The sequence below is a fragment of the Caballeronia sp. SBC1 genome (assembly GCF_011493005.1).
In the GTDB taxonomy this organism is placed as follows: Bacteria; Pseudomonadota; Gammaproteobacteria; order Burkholderiales; family Burkholderiaceae; genus Caballeronia.
Window position 1 is genome coordinate 1,131,409 of sequence record NZ_CP049158.1, and the last position, 17,186, is coordinate 1,148,594.

17 protein-coding genes and 3 riboswitches are annotated in these 17,186 nt (G+C 60.6%); of the genes, 6 read left to right on the forward strand and 11 right to left on the reverse strand.

Going from position 1 to position 17,186, the window contains the following annotated elements; genetic code table 11:
• Nucleotides 1–2 precede the first annotated feature (2 nt).
• Nucleotides 3–1,091, reverse strand: coding sequence for a cobalamin biosynthesis protein CobW (gene cobW / locus SBC1_RS31905; protein WP_165104320.1), 1,089 nt, complete (start codon nt 1,089–1,091; stop codon nt 3–5).
• Between the two features lie 180 nt (nt 1,092–1,271).
• A riboswitch (cobalamin riboswitch) is annotated at nt 1,272–1,538 on the reverse strand.
• 160 nt (nt 1,539–1,698) lie between these two features.
• Nucleotides 1,699–2,005, forward strand: a riboswitch (cobalamin riboswitch).
• Nucleotides 2,006–2,174: 169 nt separating this feature from the next.
• Here cobW and SBC1_RS31910 point away from each other — a divergent pair.
• Genes SBC1_RS31910 through SBC1_RS31925 form a run of 4 tightly spaced genes read left to right on the forward strand, consistent with a single transcriptional unit; the run spans nt 2,175 to nt 4,744 of the window.
• A complete protein-coding gene (locus SBC1_RS31910; RefSeq protein ID WP_165104321.1) occupies nt 2,175–2,546 on the forward strand; it encodes a cobalamin biosynthesis protein in 372 nt (123 codons plus the stop codon).
• Between the two features lie 35 nt (nt 2,547–2,581).
• A complete protein-coding gene (gene cobO / locus SBC1_RS31915; protein ID WP_165104920.1) occupies nt 2,582–3,184 on the forward strand; it encodes a cob(I)yrinic acid a,c-diamide adenosyltransferase in 603 nt (200 codons plus the stop codon).
• 1 nt (nt 3,185) lies between these two features.
• Nucleotides 3,186–4,484 carry a cobyrinate a,c-diamide synthase gene (locus tag SBC1_RS31920; RefSeq protein ID WP_165104322.1) on the forward strand — a complete coding sequence of 433 codons (1,299 nt, stop codon included), beginning with the start codon at nt 3,186–3,188 and terminating at the stop codon, nt 4,482–4,484.
• Nucleotides 4,481–4,744, forward strand: a complete 264-nt coding sequence (locus tag SBC1_RS31925) for a DUF1289 domain-containing protein (RefSeq protein ID WP_165104323.1) — start codon at nt 4,481–4,483, stop codon at nt 4,742–4,744. Before SBC1_RS31920 ends, SBC1_RS31925 begins: the two co-directional genes overlap by 4 nt.
• A 52-nt stretch (nt 4,745–4,796) precedes the next feature.
• Here the strand turns inward: SBC1_RS31925 and SBC1_RS31930 are convergent, their stop codons facing one another.
• Nucleotides 4,797–5,564 (reverse strand): CbtA family protein, encoded by a 768-nt coding sequence (locus tag SBC1_RS31930; protein ID WP_165104324.1) that lies wholly within the window; start codon nt 5,562–5,564, stop codon nt 4,797–4,799.
• 8 nt (nt 5,565–5,572) lie between these two features.
• A complete protein-coding gene (locus SBC1_RS31935; RefSeq protein WP_165104325.1) occupies nt 5,573–5,806 on the reverse strand; it encodes a CbtB-domain containing protein in 234 nt (77 codons plus the stop codon).
• A 30-nt stretch (nt 5,807–5,836) separates the two neighbouring features.
• Nucleotides 5,837–5,998, reverse strand: a riboswitch (cobalamin riboswitch).
• Nucleotides 5,999–6,051: 53 nt separating this feature from the next.
• Here SBC1_RS31935 and SBC1_RS31940 point away from each other — a divergent pair.
• Nucleotides 6,052–6,612, forward strand: a complete 561-nt coding sequence (locus tag SBC1_RS31940) for a histidine phosphatase family protein (RefSeq protein ID WP_165104326.1) — start codon at nt 6,052–6,054, stop codon at nt 6,610–6,612.
• A gap of 85 nt (nt 6,613–6,697) precedes the next feature.
• On the opposite strand, the gene SBC1_RS40170 is transcribed toward SBC1_RS31940, so the two are convergent.
• From SBC1_RS40170 to SBC1_RS31955, 3 genes are all read right to left on the reverse strand, one after another.
• Nucleotides 6,698–7,033 (reverse strand): hypothetical protein, encoded by a 336-nt coding sequence (locus SBC1_RS40170; protein ID WP_241202303.1) that lies wholly within the window; start codon nt 7,031–7,033, stop codon nt 6,698–6,700.
• An 83-nt stretch (nt 7,034–7,116) separates the two neighbouring features.
• A complete protein-coding gene (gene lhpI / locus SBC1_RS31950) occupies nt 7,117–8,064 on the reverse strand; it encodes a bifunctional Delta(1)-pyrroline-2-carboxylate/Delta(1)-piperideine-2-carboxylate reductase (RefSeq protein WP_165104327.1) in 948 nt (315 codons plus the stop codon).
• Between the two features lie 93 nt (nt 8,065–8,157).
• Nucleotides 8,158–8,730: a DUF2878 domain-containing protein gene (locus SBC1_RS31955; protein ID WP_165104328.1), complete on the reverse strand. Its 573-nt coding sequence runs from the start codon at nt 8,728–8,730 to the stop codon at nt 8,158–8,160.
• A gap of 251 nt (nt 8,731–8,981) precedes the next feature.
• Between SBC1_RS31955 and ppk2 the strand changes: the two genes are divergently transcribed.
• Nucleotides 8,982–9,878: a polyphosphate kinase 2 gene (ppk2, locus tag SBC1_RS31960; protein WP_165104329.1), complete on the forward strand. Its 897-nt coding sequence runs from the start codon at nt 8,982–8,984 to the stop codon at nt 9,876–9,878.
• A 21-nt stretch (nt 9,879–9,899) separates the two neighbouring features.
• On the opposite strand, the gene SBC1_RS31965 is transcribed toward ppk2, so the two are convergent.
• The 5 genes from SBC1_RS31965 to SBC1_RS31985 form a co-directional block, all read right to left on the reverse strand.
• Nucleotides 9,900–10,139 (reverse strand): hypothetical protein, encoded by a 240-nt coding sequence (locus SBC1_RS31965; protein ID WP_165101765.1) that lies wholly within the window; start codon nt 10,137–10,139, stop codon nt 9,900–9,902.
• 120 nt (nt 10,140–10,259) lie between these two features.
• On the reverse strand, nt 10,260–11,783 hold the full coding sequence (locus tag SBC1_RS31970) for an efflux transporter outer membrane subunit (RefSeq protein ID WP_165104330.1): 1,524 nt from the start codon (nt 11,781–11,783) through the stop codon (nt 10,260–10,262).
• Nucleotides 11,784–11,794: 11 nt separating this feature from the next.
• Nucleotides 11,795–14,989 (reverse strand): efflux RND transporter permease subunit, encoded by a 3,195-nt coding sequence (locus SBC1_RS31975; protein ID WP_165104331.1) that lies wholly within the window; start codon nt 14,987–14,989, stop codon nt 11,795–11,797.
• A gap of 127 nt (nt 14,990–15,116) precedes the next feature.
• Entirely contained in the window at nt 15,117–16,310 is a 1,194-nt protein-coding gene (locus SBC1_RS31980) for an efflux RND transporter periplasmic adaptor subunit (protein WP_165104332.1), read from the reverse strand.
• A gap of 12 nt (nt 16,311–16,322) precedes the next feature.
• The gene (locus SBC1_RS31985; protein WP_206366161.1) at nt 16,323–17,177 is read right to left on the reverse strand and encodes an alpha/beta hydrolase fold domain-containing protein; all 855 of its coding nucleotides are present in this window, start codon (nt 17,175–17,177) and stop codon (nt 16,323–16,325) included.
• Between the last annotated feature and the right edge of the window lie 9 nt (nt 17,178–17,186).

The window sequence follows — 17,186 nt, forward strand, 5'->3', positions numbered from 1 at the left end:
GATCAGGCCTGCACGGGCGCGTTGGCGAGCGCGGCGACAAGCGCTTGTTGCAAACGCGGCTGATCGAGATCCTCACCAATCAGCACGAACCGGCTGGTCTCGCTAGCCGCTTCGGCAGCGGTCCAGCGGCGGTCGAAATAGGTATCGAAACGCTGACCTACACCTTGCACGACAAGCCGCATGGGCGTGCCCGGCAACGCCGCAAAACCCTTCACGCGATAGATCGTGTTGGTATCGACCAGTGAGCGCAATGCGGCGACCACGGCCTCGCGCGACTCGACCCGCGCTTCCACCACGACTGAATCGAAATCGTCGTGATGATGATCCGCGTGGCCTTCGTCGTCGGCAGAGCCATGATGATCGACACGCAGATGAATAGTCGTTTCCGACGCCGCCTCGAGACCGAGCAGCGCATGCAGATCAAGCTGACCCATTTGCGCCGGCACGATCTTGACGCCGGCTGGGATCTCGCCGCGAATCAACGTTTCCACCGCGCGTTGCTGCGTTTCATCGATCAAATCGGTCTTGTTGAGAATCACCAGATCCGCTGAAGCGAGCTGATCTTCGAACAACTCATGCAGCGGCGATTCGTGATCGAGGTTCGGATCGGCGCGGCGTTGTGCGTCGACAGCTTGCGGATTCGCCGCGAACTGGCCACTTGCCGCAGCGGGGCCGTCGACCACGGTCACCACAGCGTCCACGGTGAACGCATTCTTGATGGACGGCCAGTTGAAAGCCTGCACGAGCGGCTTGGGCAATGCGAGGCCGGAGGTCTCGATCAGCACGTGATCGATCTGATCACGCCGCTCGACGAGTTGCTCCATCACCGGATAAAACTCTTCCTGCACGGTGCAGCAGAGACAGCCGTTCGACAGCTCATACAGATTCGGTTGATCGGTGACGCTTTCATCCTCGCAACCGATATTGCATCCCTTCAGGATTTCGCCGTCGATACCCAGTTCGCCGAACTCGTTCACGATCACGGCGATCCGCAGCCCTTTCGCGTTTTGCAGGATGTGCCGCATCAATGTGGTCTTGCCGCTGCCGAGGAAACCCGTTACGACCGTGACCGGGATTTTGCGCATTTGCATCCGTTGCTCCGTAGTATCGATTGGCTGCTTGCTACCAGAATGCGTCGCCCTTGGCTTACTCACGCGAGCAAAAAATCCGCTCGCAAGCGTCGCGGCGGGTGCGCAATGCGGGATGGCAATCCGGAAAAGCATGGTGAAAAGTGTCGACCGTCTGCCGCATCCCCGCGACATCGTCCGCTTCAGGTGTTGACTCGTTCCGGCCGGTATCCGGGCTGGCGAAAATGCCGCTTCACCTTCCCGCATGAGATTGCCATGCAGTGGTTTTTCGAAGCCGGCTTTACCGTGCGAAGTGGCGTGAATCAGGGTGAAACCACATTGCGCGATTTTCGCTTACCGTTGCGGGGGCAGCGCAGGTTGGCACGCCAGAGTTCAGGCAGCGCTCCCTGCTTCCCGTTTAACTGCGCGCAGCAGAGACCGCGCGCGAGCACCAGAAAACTACCGCGAAGTCTAGGCTGATGGGGGACTAGCGTCAAGGTTTGGGCGGAGTGCGCGAGGGGGTTTAAGCCCCGCCTCCTGACGTGATATCTCGCCGGCGCGAACGCAACAAACCTGCACTTCCGCCCATGTCCAGCCCGTAAAAGCCCAGCGCAACCAACACCCGCTGTGCTATCTTTGGCCCGCGTCTGGTGCTCACGCGCGCTTTTCCCGCGCGCGTAGTTAAACGGGAAACAGGATGCACACGCGCGTATTCTCAAGGCTCAAGGCTTACGCTTCGGGCCTCTCGCGCCGTGTCGACAAGACCTGTGCTGTCCCCGCAACGGTACGCGACCCGCGCTAGTTTCGACTGACTTTCGTTCGTGACTTTCATTCGGACCGAGCGCCCATTTCCTCCACAGCCACTGCTCCGACGAGCGGGAAGGCGAGCGAAATGCGGTCGCCAAGCCCGGATACCGGCCAGTCGCCGAGTGGCGCGCTTTGGCTCTAAAAGCGCGTCGAACGCCACATCCGCGAGGGACGGATGAAGGACGTAATGCTTATATCGTCTTACATGAATCCATTTTTGCAACGCCTGCGCCTACCCTCGCGCCGACCGTTCTGTTCGCTATCCAGCGTGATTCCAGGTCGCGCGTATGAGGCGCAATCATGAGCACATGGGTCATCGGCATAGGCTGCCGGCGCGGGGTAAGCGTCGAACAGATTCATGCCGCCGTGTCCGCGGCGCTGGGAACACGGCCGCTGGCAAGCACTCGAGCGCTGGCATCGATCGATAGCAAGAAAGACGAAACCGCATTGCTTGAATTCGCCGCTCGCCACGGTTTGCCCCTGCAATTTTTCTCGAAGCAACGCATCGCGCAGGTGGAAACTAATGTGTCGGAACGGGTTCAGGCGCTGCTTGGCATCGACGGCGTCTGCGAACCCTGTGCGCTACTGGCGTCGCGCAACGGGCGAATAATAGTGCCGAAAAGAGTGACCGATGGCGTAACCGTTGCTATAGCTGAAGACGACCTTAGGTAACAAATCAGGCACCCGACTGACAACGAGAGAACATGATGAAAACGGACGAAGAATCGCATCTGCGCATGACGCAGCGACGCAAGGAAGGTCACGAGAAAAAGCAGGCCACCGCCGTGCGCGAGAAGGGCCTCTTGATCGTCAATACGGGCACGGGAAAGGGTAAGACCACTGCGGCGTTCGGCATGGCCGTACGCGTGCTCGGACACGGCATGCGGCTCGGCGTGGTGCAGTTCATCAAGGGTGCGCTGCATACGTCCGAACGCGATTTCCTCGGCGCAATTTCGACCTGCGATTTCATCACCATGGGCGACGGCTATACGTGGGACACGCAGAATCGTGATGCCGATATCGCGACGGCTCGCAAAGGCTGGGACGCCGCGCGCAAGATGATTGAAAGCGGCGAGTATCAGATGGTCGTGCTCGACGAGCTGTGCACGGTGCTCAAGTACGAGTACCTGCCGCTTGACGAAGTGCTCGCGGTGCTCACCGCGCGGCCCGAGATGCTTCATGTGGTCGTGACGGGCCGCCATGCACCCGAGGCGCTAATCGAAGCGGCCGATCTCGTGACGGAAATGCGGTCCGTCAAGCATCCGTATCGCGAGCAAGGCGTGAAGGCGCAACGCGGCGTCGAGTTCTGACGTGCGCGCCTGCCCCGCTTTATTCATCAGCGCGCCCGCGTCGAACCAGGGTAAAACCACCGTCACCGCCGGGCTCGCGCGCTATCACGCACGTCTTGGCCTCCGAGTGCGGGTCTTCAAGACCGGCCCCGATTTTCTCGATCCGATGATCCTGGAACGCGCGTCCGGCGCGCCGGTGTATTCGCTGCATTTGTGGATGGTCGGCGAAAGCGGCTGCCGCGCGCTGCTCGCACAAGCGGCGCAAGAAGCTGACTTGATCCTGATCGAAGGCGTGATGGGTCTTTTCGACGGCACGCCCAGCAGCGCCGATCTCGCCACCACGTTCGGCGTGCCGGTGCTCGCCGTGATTGGCGCGCACGGTATGGCGCAGACCTTCGGTGCAATGGCGTTCGGTCTCGCGCGCTATCGGGCGGATCTGCCCTTCCATGGTGTGCTCGCCAATCGCGTGGCGTCTGCACGGCATGCGCAAATGCTGCGCGAAGCCATTCCCGAAGGCATCCGATATTGCGGGCATCTGTCAAGCACCGACGACATCACGCTACCCGGACGGCATCTGGGTCTCACGCAAGCAGCGGAGGTAGCCGACATCGATGCGCGGCTGGATCGCGCAGCGGATGCCATCGGCGAAACGACGTTGCGCGAGTTGCCGCCCGCGATCATGTTTGATCACGAAGCCCTCGACCCGCCGCCGCGTTTGCTGGAGGGCATGCGCATAGCCATTGCTCGCGATGCCGCGTTTTCGTTCATCTACCCGGCGAATCTCGATCTGCTGGAAGCGATGGGCGCAACGCTCGCGTTTTTTTCACCCCTCGCCGATGAACCCGTTCCCGCGCATGCCGACGCGCTTTATCTGCCGGGCGGTTATCCGGAACTGCACGCCGCCCAGCTTGCAGCAAACGCAGTGAGTGCCACCTCGATCCGCGCGCATGTTGAAGCGGGCAAAGCGATAGTCGCGGAATGCGGAGGCATGCTGTATCTGCTCGATTCACTGACGGATATCGAAGGCGTGCAGCATTCAATGCTCGCCCTTTTGCCCGGACACGCGAAGATGCAGAAACGCCTGGCCCGGCTCGCCATGCAGCGCGTTGAAAGCCGCCACGGCACCCACACCGGCCACACCTTCCACTACTCGTCCATGACGACCGGCATGTCGCCGGTGCTCACCGCGACGCACGCCACCACGGGCGTGGAAGGCGAAGCGATCTATCGTCATGGCCCGATCACCGCTACCTACATGCACACATACTGGCCGAAGAATCCGGCGGCGACAGCCGCGCTCTTTCGCGGCGAAACGCTATGACAACAACGCCTACGGAATTGCCGATGGAAATGGAAGTACCCATGGAAGTCCCGCTCGAACTCACGTTCACTATCGAGCGAGCCAAACAGCTTCAACCTGTGGGCTCGCCGTGCACGGACGTATGCCGGCTCGACAAGACCACGGGGCATTGCGAAGGCTGCTTCAGGAGCCGCGAAGAAATCAAGGCATGGAAAACGATGGCCGACGCCGACAAGCTCGCGCTGTTCAATAACCTGCTTGCACGCAAGGCTGCGCTATGAAAAAGGGGCGGCCTGCAAGCCGCCCCTCCAAGGATTCACACTAACTAAACGCTCAGGCCGAAGCAATCCGCCGCGAGGGCGCCCTTTCCAATTCACGTTGCGCGAGCACGCCGAAGAGCAAACCGAGCGTGGCCCAGATCACCGCCTGGATACCGATTGCCGCCACGCGAAAATTCCATAGCAGTGTCGCTGAGAACAGCTTCGGCACTTCGTCAATCGGCGGCAGCGCAAGATACGCCAGTGCCATCAGCACGATGTACACGGCAACCGAGATCAGCACCGCGTTCCAATCGCCGTGGCGTGCCTTCAGGCGACGCTGCAGCCGTACAGCAAACACGGCCACGATCAGCGAGATAGCGACCATGCCGAAAAACAGCGCGGTGCGTGCGCCGATAGTGTCCGGATTGCCCACGGATGGCGGATTAGGCGGGTACTTGAGGAACGGCACGATCGCAACGGCCACGAAGCCGAACAGACCGAGCAACGCTGATGTCCCGCGTGCGCGCAAAGCACCAAGACGCGCGTACGACAATGCGAACACTAGCGAGAACAGGCCGCCCAACGCCGTCCCGAACACGCAGACACCGGTCAGCAAACCCAGTCCCGCTTGTGTCGCACGACTGACGAGTTCAACGTCGTCCGCTGGGTCGTGCTGATGCCCAGCCGCGGCTTCCGCTTGGCTCTGCAGCTTATCCTGCTGCGTTTCGAACGCAATCGCGCGATCGACTGACGGCTCACCAAAGGTTTTAGCAACGCAAAAGCCCAGTAGGCCCGCAACGAGTCCCGCGATCATGCCGCGTATCAAAAGGTTTCGGATCATGGTCGGTCTCAGTGGCAAGGAAAGCCGAGCAGATGCCGACCGTCGTGGACAAACTCGTGGATAACCATGCTCTGGAAGATCGATGTCGCGCCCTGTTCGGCGCCGACAAAATAAATCGCGATCAGCAAAAGCAGGCCGATAAAGACAGCCCAGGGCAACACTTCACGCACCGGAATGGGTACGGGTGCATCAAATGCGGGATTGTTGCCGGTCAAACTGGCGGACAAGGCAGGATGGTTCATGAATGACTCCAAGGGAATGCGCGTCCCGTAAGACAAAAGAAAGGCTGCAGCGGGGGTCTGACTTGCAGATGCTGAAAGAAGGCTGAAGCGCTATCGGTTCGGCGCTATCAATCCCATTCGACATCCGCTCACAGTGGCGCGACCGTGCCGGGTTTTCACCGACTTCCTCGCGCTGCAGGCTTGCCATTCTAAAATGAGTTAGCCGAATGTAAAGCAATCCGTTCGCAACCCCTTAATCGAGCGCCATGAAAACCGAACTTATCTTGCTGTGCCACGCGACTACGCAGGCGATGAAAACCGGCTCGTTTCCGAGTACCGGCGACGCCATTGACGAGCCTGAGTTATCCCGGCTCCCGCGACTTGCTTCGGCGTTTCAACCGGATCGGGTCATCACAAGTCCGGCACTCGCAGCTATGCAAACCGGAGCAGCGTTTGAAATCGAAACGAGTGTCGAGGCGTCATGGAGAGACCTGGACTACGGCCGTTGGCAAGGTCGTCCGATCCGCGATATCCATGATGAAGACGCAGCTGGATTGGGCGCATGGCTTTCCGAACCGGGAAGCGCGGCGCATGGCGGCGAGAGCCTGGAGGCCCTGCAAAGAAGGGTGCGAGCCGCGCTGGAGAGCAATCGAGAGGCTGGAGTCACGCTGGTCGTGACGCATGCAATCGTGGTCAAGACCGTGCTGGCGACGGTCCTGGACGCACCGCTTACGGCAATCTACTGCATGGACCTGGAGCCGCTTTCGGCAGTCACACTGACCCGCTCAGGCGACGCATGGCGCCTTCGATGCAGATCTTCCGTATGACAAAACTGCGTCGTTTTTACCTGATGCCGGAAAAACGAAGTAGCGCTCCAAACGCGCAAGCAGTCAGCCCTAAGTCGCCCCTAAGTCAGCCCTTAGCGCCGCGTGCCATGCGCTGGAGGGTCGCAGAATCGATCGCGCCCGCGCAGATCCTGATCGCTTCTTTCAGCGTGCGGGGACGGCCCGCCGCGAAATGCGCTTCAAGAATCGCGATGGCGCGAAGCCGTTCGTCGTTGCCTAGCTTCTCGCCGGTCGCCAACTCGAGCACCGATATAAAGTAGGTCGCTGGCGGTGTAGCGCGGGAAGGCGCCGTTGGCGTGGCGGCGGGAATTGCATTCGACCACGCCTGTTTTGCAATGGTCGCTACATCGGACTGGGCGCGCCAATCCGTTGCTCTCAGTTCAAATTCGTTTCGACTGGTCATCAATCAAGCCCTGAAATAATCCTCGGATCACTATAAGAACAGTGAGCAAGGACTATTCCAGCTTTAATATGCAGGCGCTTTTCTTAGCCCGTTCCGAGCATCGCCCGGACGACCCTGCACGCGGCCAGATCCCACGCTGCACATCCAACACTCTTGAACATGACTGGCCGCTTGATCCCTGTATCAGCGGCCTGAGCGCGCAACGCGCTCGCAAGCGGCCGAACCTCGTCCCAGTCGATACCCGCCTGAATCAGATCCCCCGCCTCATGCCGCGCGCCGGCCAGATCGTCCACAAACACCTCGCTCGCAAGCACGGTAGATGCCTCTATTTCAGCAGCATCGGCTGTGAATGCGCCCACTCCGATCAAGAGCCGGCCCTCGATGGGCGGCAACGTATAGACCGGCGTTCTACTCGTAGTGGTCGCGATAACTACGTCAATAGACGCAGGAATATCGGCGTCCTCCAACGCACTCAATCTCGCCGATAACCCCGCATGGTCCGCACAAAACGCCTCGGCCCGTTCGACCCGCGAGCCCTGCACGATGATCTTCGTGGCCGGATAAAGCGCGCTTAGCGCCTCGATGTGATGCGCGGCCTGCTTGCCCGTGCCGATGATCAACACAGCTGCGGGCTCACGTCCGAGCAGCGCCTGGATGCCGATCATGGTGACCGCGGCCGTGCGGCGGCCGGTCACCGTGGGACCGTCAAGCATGAAGAGTGGAACGCCGGTGGAAGCATCGAATGCCGTGACCTGGCCGTGAATGGTCGGCAGCCCGAGCGCGCCGTTCTTCGGGCACACATTGACGAGCTTGTGCATGGCGAGGTCAGCGGCTGCAGCGGGCATCGAAAGCATCACAGCGCCGTCTTGAAGCGGTACCACCATGCGCTCGGGGCTCGTAATGAGGCCATCGGCGTAATCGAGCATGGTTAGCTTAAGGGAATCGACGAGGCGATCGAAGGGCAGCAATCGCGCGGTCTCCACGTCATCGAAACGGGCAAGCGAAGATGAAAGCGAAGCGGTATGGGTCATGGCGGTCGCAAGGAGAAATGCCGTTGGCAACGGCAACGGGGCATTCTAAAGGCAAATAAATATGCGCCGGCCTGGACTGCCCTCTTGCCTATATCAGTGCACCCCGCGGTGCACCCCGTCCCACCGCCGCGACAGCAGGATCAGCACCGGCATCAGGATCGCCCAGCCGATAGCCAGCACGATCGTCGCGGGCAATGGAAGTGCCAAGCGCACTGCGCCGAGCGCTGCGCCGGCGCGAAACGATATCGGCCCGGCAATGGCGCCGAGTGCCGAAGCAAGCAGCATGCGTTGCTTGAGCCAGCCGAACGCGGTGTTGAACTGGGCCGCGAACAGCGCCCACAATGCAAGGATCCAGTAAGGTGCGGCGCCTGGCAACACGGTGCCGTTCGGGTAGACGAGCAACCCTTTGGCAACCAGCACGCTCTCCCAAATCGCGCCTATCATCACTACACCGACCAGCAGCTTGAACTCCTGCAAGGGCCGCTCAACGCGCGCCAGATGCACGGCGACGAGCACAATGCTTGTTGCCACGCCCATCCATGGCACGTCGCGCGCGGCGCTCAGTACGCAAGCAAACCAGCCGAGCTGCCCGATCACGAAATAGACGAACGGCGCCCAGCGTTCGACCGTTGATGAGCGCTGTCTGCCAATGGATGAGTCGTGCATGCGGTTTCCGGTTTCCGGACAAGGTGCCAAGGTTCAATAACGCTACCGCATATCGCGAGCCGCCGTTCACTCATGCCGTTCGCAGGAAAGCGGATTATTCGTCTAACCGTTGACTCGCTTTTGACGCTCCTGTCGTAACATTCCTGAAATTATCGGGCCGGATAATCGATAATTTGCAGAATTGCCGGATTTTGTATTGCCTGCCGGGATAATTCAACGCGGTCAACACGCCCAACCAAACGGAGCTTCCCATGATTTCGCAGGATAAACAGCGCCGCTTCGAAGAAGACCTGATCGACAGCTACGACGAAGAACTCGAGATGGAAGTCGACGACCGCATCCTCGACGGCGACGGCGCGTTTTCCGCCGAAGCACGTGAGCAGCGCAAGATCTACTTTCGCGAACTGTTCCGCCTGCAAGGCGAACTCGTCAAGCTGCAAGACTGGGTTGTCGCCAGTGGCCACCGGCTGGTGGTGATCTTTGAAGGACGCGACGCCGCCGGCAAGGGCGGTGCCATCAAGCGCATCACGCAGCGGCTGAATCCACGCGTTTGCCGGGTCGCCGCATTGCCCGCACCGAACAATCGCGAACGTACCCAATGGTATTTTCAGCGCTACGTTTCGCATCTGCCGGCCGGTGGCGAGATCGTGCTGTTCGACCGCAGCTGGTACAACCGGGCGGGCGTGGAACACGTGATGAATTTCTGTACTGACGCCGAGTATGAAGAGTTCTTTCGCTCAGTGCCGGAATTCGAAAAGATGCTGGTGCGCAGCGGCGTGCAGATTTTGAAGTATTGGTTTTCGATCACCGACGACGAACAGGAAGTCCGCTTTCAGGCGCGTATTCAAGATCCGTTGAAACAGTGGAAACTGAGTCCGATGGACCTGGAAAGCCGTCGTCGCTGGGAAGCCTATACGCACGCGAAGGAAGTGATGCTGGCGCGCTCGCATATTCCTGAAGCGCCGTGGTGGGTCGTACAGGCAGTGGACAAAAAACGCGCGCGGCTCAACTGCATTCACCATCTGCTGAGCCAGGTGCCGTATCACGAGATTGACCACCCCACGATCGAATTGCCTGACCGCGTTTATAACGATGATTATCTGCGGCAGCCCGTGCCCGAGAGCATTATCGTGCCGGAAGTGTATTGATTTTATTGATTGCTCAAGGGGCTAGCAGTGGCAGGTCTTGTCATGCAGGGCATGGACCTGCGGCTGACGGACATCGCTATGATCGGCTTGATCGTGGCGATGCCTGAAGACAGCGTGAAACATGTATTGCGAACCCTTCATGACCACGACGAACGTCACTTGCATCAGGTTGAAATCGAGCGTCACCATCAGGCGCATCAACACCAACAGCGGTAGTACGACGGCGGGTCGGTAGAGTTGTCGTTCGATTAAGGCTTTCATGACGGCTCCCGTATCCATGTTTTAATTCTACGGACCGGGAGCCTCCGGATAAACCCGCTGTAATCGAAGACACTTGTCGCGCGTTTTGAACAATCGCGCGTCCAGCGCTGCGTTTAATACCTACCGCGACGCTACGCTCGCGCCTGAAGCCGGCATGGCGGGTGCGGCGGGCATATCTCCCCAACCACCGCCGAGTGCGCGGATCAGGTTCACCGTCGAGGTAGCCTGCACGCCCGCCAGTTGAACCGCTGCGCGCTGCGATTGCAGCACGGTACGCTCGGCATCAATCACGTCAAGATAATTGACCGCGCCCTCGGTGTACTGCGACCGGGAAAGCTGCGCTGCGCGGCTTGACGCGCTCACCGCCTCGGCTTGCGTGCGGGTCTGATCCTGAAGGATGCGCAAGTCTGAGAGGTTGTCCTCTACTTCCTGGAACGCCACCAACACCTGCTGCCGATAGTTCGCCACGTCCTCTTCGTAAATCGCGCGTGCGTTCGCGAGATTGCCCTTGCGACGCCCGCCATCGAAGATTGGCAATGACAACGCCGTGCCCGCGAACGGTCCAAGCAGGAACGTACGGCTCGACCAGTTAAACAGATCTCCCAGCGTGGCGGATTCGAATCCACCTGAGCCCGTTATGTTGAGCGAGGGGAAAAACGCCGACTTTGCCACGCCAATACGCGAGTTCGCTGCCGCCATGGCACGCTCGGCCGCCGCGATATCCGGGCGGCGTTCGAGTAACGACGATGGCAAGCCCGGCGGAATCTTGATGTCGACAGGCTGCAACGGGTTCGCCGCCATCGAGAACTGCGACGCTGACTTACCGAGCAGCACCGCGAGGCTGTGCTCGGACGCGGCACGCAAGCGCTGCACCGTCATGGCGTCGGACTTGGCCGTGGCAAGTTCCGACCTGGCCTGCGCCACATCCAGCTCGCTGATCTCGCCTTCGTTAAAGCGATTCTGCACAAGCTTCAGCGCCTGCTCGCGCAACGTGACGGTACGCGTATAAACATCGTTTTCCGAATCGAGCTCACGCAGGTTGAAGTAGTTCTGCGCCACGTCTGCCTGCAACGCAAGTTGCACGGAGCGGAACAGTGCTTCGCTTTGCTCGGTGTCGGCGTTCGCGGCCTTCACCGAATCCGACACGCGACCGAACAGGTCCACTTCGTACGACGCACTCCCCTCTGCGCGCCACAGGGTCTGTGACGGTACGTTCGCGTTGGCGGGAAGAAACTGCGACGCCGGCGAGAGCTTCTCGCGCGTTGGACCAAAGCCCGCATCCAGAGTCGGGAACAAGCCCGCCCGCGCGGTCTGGTTGATCGCGCGCGATTCCTTCACGCGCGCGGCCGCTGCCTTCAGGTTCTGGTTCGCCTCCAGCGCCTGATGTTCCAGATCGTTGAGCGTGGGGTCGTTGAAGACCGTCCACCATTCGCCGCGCAGCGCCTGCTCCGACGGTTGCGCAGTCTTCCACGTGCCCTGTTCTGAAGGCGCCAATGCCGTTTCCTGCGGTGTTTCCTTGAAGGCTGCCGGTGCGCTCACATCGGGCTTCGTGTAGGTCGGTGCCAGCGAACAGCCAGCGACGACCAGCAACGATCCGAGTAACGCCGACAATCCCAGCCATCGCTTTGCATTCAACGTTTTCATTTCAATCTCTCTCATGCTTCGAGCGTTGCATTGACACCGCTTATGTGCGGATTGTGGCCATGCTTGTCGACGAGATGTTCGCCGCCAGCCAGCTTTCTCAACAGCACATAAAACACTGGCGTGAGCATCAGGCCGAACAGCGTCACGCCGAGCATGCCGAAGAACACCGCCACGCCCATTGCATGGCGCATTTCCGAACCCGCGCCCGACGAGAGCACGAGCGGCACCACGCCCATGATGAAAGCGATGGAGGTCATCAGGATTGGCCGCAGACGCAGACGGCTGGCCTCAATAGCCGCTTGCACAATCGAACGTCCCTGCATTTCCAGCTCTCGCGCAAATTCCACGATCAGGATGGCGTTCTTCGCCGACAAGCCCACCAGCACCATCAAGCCGATCTGCGTGAAGATGTTGTTGTCGCCCTTCGTGAGCCATACACCGACCAGCGCAGAAAGAATGCTCATCGGCACGATCAGGATCACGGCGAGCGGCAGCGTCAGGCTTTCGTACAGCGCAGCCAGCACGAGGAACACGAGCAGCACGCTGATCGGGAACACCCACATGGCCGCATTGCCCGCGAGGATCTGCTGATACGTCAGGTCGGTCCATTCGAACTTGATGCCACGCGGCAGCGTTTCAGCCGCAATGCGTTCCACCGCAGCCTGCGCCTGGCCCGACGAATAACCCGGAGCCGGACCGCCGTTGATGTCGGCAGCGGTATAGCCGTTGTAGCGCACCACCATCTCGGGACCATAGGTCGGCGTCACCTTGACGAGCGACGACAGCGGCACCATCTCGCCATTCGCGTTGCGCGTCTTGAGCAAGCCGATGTCATCCGAGCTCGACCGGAACGGCGCATCCGCCTGCACCCGAACCTGGTACACACGGCCGAAGCGGTTGAAGTCGTTCACATACAGCGAACCCAGATACACCTGCATCGTGCTGAATACATCGGTGACGGAGACACCCAGTTGCTTCGCTTTCACGCGGTCCAGATCCACGTTCAGTTGCGGCACGTTGATCTGATAGCTGGAGAACGTCGGGCCCAGCTCAGGCGCCTGCGATGCACGCTTGATGAAGGCCTGCGTAGCGTCGTTCAGTGCGGCGTAACCCAGCGCGCCGCGGTCCTCCAGTTGTAGCTTGAAACCGCCCAGCGTCCCCAGCCCGAGCACCGGCGGCGGCGGGAACACGGCAATGAACGAACCCTTGATCGCCGCGTATTTCTGATTCAACGAGCCCGCAATGGCACCCGCCGAGAGTGCTGCGCCCTTGCGCTCGCTGAACGGCTTCAGCGTCACGAACACAATGCCCGCACTCGACGAATTCGTGAAACCGTTCACCGACAAGCCCGGAAACTCCACCGCGCTTTGAACGCCCGGCGTCTTTCTCGCAATGTCCGTCATCTGGCGAATCACCGCCTCGGTGCGATCGAGCGACGCGCCATTGGGCAACTGCGCAAAGCTGATCAGATACTCCTTGTCCTGCGCCGGCACGAATCCACCGGGCACGACCTTGCTCATCAGCACAGCGCCGCACAACAGCACGACATACACGCCCATCATCAGCGCCTTGCGGTTGATGACGCCCGTCACGCCTTTCCCGTAGTTCTCCGAACCACGTTTGAAGACCTTGTTGAACTGGCGGAAGAAGCCCCCGAACACACGATCCATGCCGCGCGTCAGCCAGTCCTTTGGTTCGTTATGGCCCTTCAGCAACAAAGCTGCCAAAGCCGGCGACAAGGTCAGCGAGTTAAACGCCGAGATCACCGTCGAGATGGCGATGGTCATCGCGAACTGCTTGTAGAACTGACCCGTGAGACCCGACATGAACGCGAGCGGCACGAACACGGCGGTCAGCGTCAGTGCAATGGCAATAATCGGCCCGCTCACTTCGCGCATGGCCTGATAAGTCGCCTCTCGCGCGGACAACCCCGCCTCGATATTCCGTTCGACGTTCTCCACCACCACGATCGCATCGTCCACCACGATCCCGATTGCCAGCACCATGCCGAACAATGACAGCGCGTTGATCGAGAAACCGAACGCCAGCAACAGCGAGAACGTACCGATGATCGACACCGGCACGGCCAGCAACGGAATGATCGACGCGCGCCAGGTTTGCAAGAACACGATCACCACCAGCACGACCAGCGCAATCGCTTCGATCAGCGTATGGATCACCGCTTCAATACTGGAGCGTACGAACTGCGTCGGGTCATAGACAATTTGATAGTCGACGCCCGCCGGCATGTCCGCCTTCAATTCCTTCATGGTCTGGCGGACCTGATCGGAGATCTGCAGCGAATTTGCACCCGGTTGCTGGTTGATCGCCATGGCGACCGCCGACTTGTTGTCGAGCAGCGAACGCAAGCCATATTCCGATGCCGCGAGTTCGACCCGCGCCACGTCGCGCAGATACGTGACCGCACCGTCAGGCGAGGTCTTGAGCACGATGTCCCGGAACTCCGCTTCAGTCTGCAAGCGGCCTTGTGCGTTCACGTTGAGTTGCAACGGCACGTTTGATGAAGTCGGCGATGCACCGATCACCCCCGCTGCCACCTGCACGTTCTGCTCGCGGATAGCGTTAACTACATCAGTTGCCGTCATGCCGCGTTGCGCGACCTTTTGCGGGTCGAGCCAGATGCGCATGGAGTAATCGCCTGAACCCCACAACTGAACCTCGCCCACGCCCTGGATCCGCTCGAGCCGGTCCTTCACGTTGATCAGCGCATAGTTGCGCAGATACGTCATGTCGTAGCGGTTATTCGGCGAGTTCAGGTGAACCACCATGGTGAGCGTCGGCGACGACTTGATGGTCGTCACGCCTAGCCGCGTCACATCTTCCGGCAGGCGCGGCAGCGCTTGCGACACGCGGTTTTGCACCAGCTCCTGCGCCTTGTCCGGGTCCGTGCCGAGTTTGAACGTCACCGTGATGGTCAGGTTGCCGTCGCTGTTGGCTTGCGACTGCATGTACAGCATGTCTTCCACGCCGTTGATCTGCTCTTCCAGTGGCGACGCCACCGTTTCGGCGATCACTTTCGGATTTGCGCCCGGATACTGCGCATGCACGACCACGGACGGCGGCACGACTTCCGGATATTCGGAGATCGGCAGCTTGAACATGGCGATGATGCCGGCGAGCAGGAGGAGCACCGATAGCACACCCGCGAAGATCGGGCGGTCGATGAAAAACTTGGAAATGTTCATGACGTTTTCTTTATCTGCATGAGAGGCTGCGCGTGCGTAACCACCGGCCGGTCCGTCCCGCGAGGAACGAACCGGTCACGTACTACGCACACGAGGAGCCGCCGTTAAGCGTCTTATAGAGCGCGTCTTATGAAGCGTCTTTGCTGGCCGGCGACGCACTCGCCATTGCTACGGAATTCGCCTTCACCACATCGTTCGGACGCACGCGCTGCAGCCCGTTCACCACGATCCGCTCGCCCGGCTGCAAGCCCTTGGTGATCACGCGCAGCCCATCGCTGAGCGTGCCGAGCGTGACTTCGCGGTATTGCACCCGGTTGTCCGGGTCGACCACCATCACGAACTTCTTGTCCTGGTCGGTCCCAATAGCGGCATCGTCAATCAACACAGCCGGATGAGGCGTGCCGCCGCCTACCTTGATGCGCGCATAGAGACCCGGCACCAGCGAACCATCGGCGTTATCGAAACGTGCCCGCACGCGGATCGTGCCGGAGCCCGTATCGAGCTGGTTATCGACAGACGCAACCTTGCCTTCGCGCGAGAAACCCTCTTCATTCGCGAGGCCGAGCGAGACCGGCACGCTTGCGCGCGAGTCGCGGCTGAGATAACGCAGGTAGGTTTGTTCATCGACGTCAAACGATGCGTAGATCGGCGACACGGACACCAGCGTGGTGAGCAGCGGCGCGCTGGAACCCGTAGACACAATGTTGCCCACCGTCATTTCCGCACGCGACACCCGGCCCGACACCGGCGCCACTATCTGCGTGTACGTCAGGTTGATCTTCGCCGTCTCAAGCGCCGCTTGCGCCGCCTTCAGGTTCGCCGCGGCTTCATGCGAAGCGTTCTGCTTCTCGTCGTAGTCACGCTTGGCGATGGCGTTATCCGCCAGCAAACGCTCCGCACGCGCGGCATCGGTCGATGTATAACCGTTGCGAGCCTGTGCCGCCGCGAGTTGCGCCGCGGCTTGATCGACTTGCGCCACGTACGGCCGCGGGTCGATGGTAAAGAGCGGATCTCCCTTCTTCACCAGCGCGCCATCGGCAAAATGCACCGCAACGATAGTCCCCGGTACGAGCGGCCGGATCTCGACCTTGTCGACCGCTTCCAGGCGGCCCGAATAGTTCTGGTAGTCGGTGATGGTTTTCGAGACCACCGTGGCGACATCCACTTCCATGGCGGGCGCCGACGGCTTGATCGCGGCTTCAGCACCGTTCACCGGCAGATCGCCGCGGCCGAAACCATGCATGGCAGTGAATGTTCCGATGCCTGCGACGACCAGCGCGGCGCCTAGCGCGACGGTAAGACGTTTGCGAGTGATGGACATGCGTTGCTCCGATTAAGTCGTTGAGATTGTTTGAATTTTTAGAGTGTCGCCAAGCGGCGCAAGCGTCCGCGCACGAAGCCGTTTCTTGAAGAACGCCACCACGTCGGCGAGTGCGGCCGGGTCCGCTGCAAGCGCGTTATGCGATGCATTGACGTGCCGCGTGACTTCCGTCGGCACGCCCGCGGCGATCAGTTCGCCCGCATATTTCTCTGCCTCGATATGCAACAGGTCATGCTGGGCACTAGCGATCAGCGCAGGCGGCAGACCGGCAAGACGCCGCGATTCCAACGGCGCCGCATACGGGTGAAGCCGTTGTGAAGCGTTCGGCAAGTACGCGCGATAACACTGCGCGCACTCCGTCACGCCGATGTCCGGCGAGCGCACCTTGTTCTCGTCGGCCATGCGCGTCATGCTTGGGTCGAGCAACGGCGCGAGCAGCGCTTGCGCCAGGATCACGATGTCGCCGCGATCCCGCGCGATGGCCGCGAGACACGTGGCCAGGTTGCCGCCCGCATCGTGGCCGGCGACCCCGATGCGGTTTGCATCCGCCCTTTGCGCACGAGCGTTCGCAACCGCCCATTGCGCCGCCCGATAAGCATCCTCGGGAGCCGCAGGAAACGGGAAAGCCGGTGCCAGTGAGTAGCCCACCGAGATGACCCACGCTGCCGTATCCCGGGCGATGGTGCTGGCCGTAACGTCGGCGTCATCCAGCGAGCCGCGCACAAAACCGCCGCCATGAAAATAGAGCACGACCGGCAGGACAGTGCCGTCCGAGGCGGGTCGATAACTGCGCAAGGTTATGGGTTGCGCATGTCCCGCGATTCGAACATCCTCTATGCAGAGGCCCAGATCCAGCGTCGATGCCATGGTTATTTT

Coding starts and splice junctions, on each gene's coding strand:
- SBC1_RS31940 (WP_165104326.1), top strand. CDS start 6,052: ATGAAAACCGAACTTATCTTGCTGTGCCACGCGACTACGCAGGCGATG.
- SBC1_RS31980 (WP_165104332.1), bottom strand. CDS start 16,310: ATGTCCATCACTCGCAAACGTCTTACCGTCGCGCTAGGCGCCGCGCTG.
- SBC1_RS31955 (WP_165104328.1), bottom strand. CDS start 8,730: ATGCACGACTCATCCATTGGCAGACAGCGCTCATCAACGGTCGAACGC.
- SBC1_RS40170 (WP_241202303.1), bottom strand. CDS start 7,033: ATGACCAGTCGAAACGAATTTGAACTGAGAGCAACGGATTGGCGCGCC.
- SBC1_RS31935 (WP_165104325.1), bottom strand. CDS start 5,806: ATGAACCATCCTGCCTTGTCCGCCAGTTTGACCGGCAACAATCCCGCA.
- ppk2 (WP_165104329.1), top strand. CDS start 8,982: ATGATTTCGCAGGATAAACAGCGCCGCTTCGAAGAAGACCTGATCGAC.
- SBC1_RS31985 (WP_206366161.1), bottom strand. CDS start 17,177: ATGGCATCGACGCTGGATCTGGGCCTCTGCATAGAGGATGTTCGAATC.
- SBC1_RS31965 (WP_165101765.1), bottom strand. CDS start 10,139: ATGAAAGCCTTAATCGAACGACAACTCTACCGACCCGCCGTCGTACTA.
- SBC1_RS31975 (WP_165104331.1), bottom strand. CDS start 14,989: ATGAACATTTCCAAGTTTTTCATCGACCGCCCGATCTTCGCGGGTGTG.
- SBC1_RS31925 (WP_165104323.1), top strand. CDS start 4,481: ATGACAACAACGCCTACGGAATTGCCGATGGAAATGGAAGTACCCATG.
- lhpI (WP_165104327.1), bottom strand. CDS start 8,064: ATGACCCATACCGCTTCGCTTTCATCTTCGCTTGCCCGTTTCGATGAC.
- SBC1_RS31930 (WP_165104324.1), bottom strand. CDS start 5,564: ATGATCCGAAACCTTTTGATACGCGGCATGATCGCGGGACTCGTTGCG.
- SBC1_RS31910 (WP_165104321.1), top strand. CDS start 2,175: ATGAGCACATGGGTCATCGGCATAGGCTGCCGGCGCGGGGTAAGCGTC.
- SBC1_RS31970 (WP_165104330.1), bottom strand. CDS start 11,783: ATGAAAACGTTGAATGCAAAGCGATGGCTGGGATTGTCGGCGTTACTC.
- cobW (WP_165104320.1), bottom strand. CDS start 1,091: ATGCAAATGCGCAAAATCCCGGTCACGGTCGTAACGGGTTTCCTCGGC.
- cobO (WP_165104920.1), top strand. CDS start 2,582: ATGAAAACGGACGAAGAATCGCATCTGCGCATGACGCAGCGACGCAAG.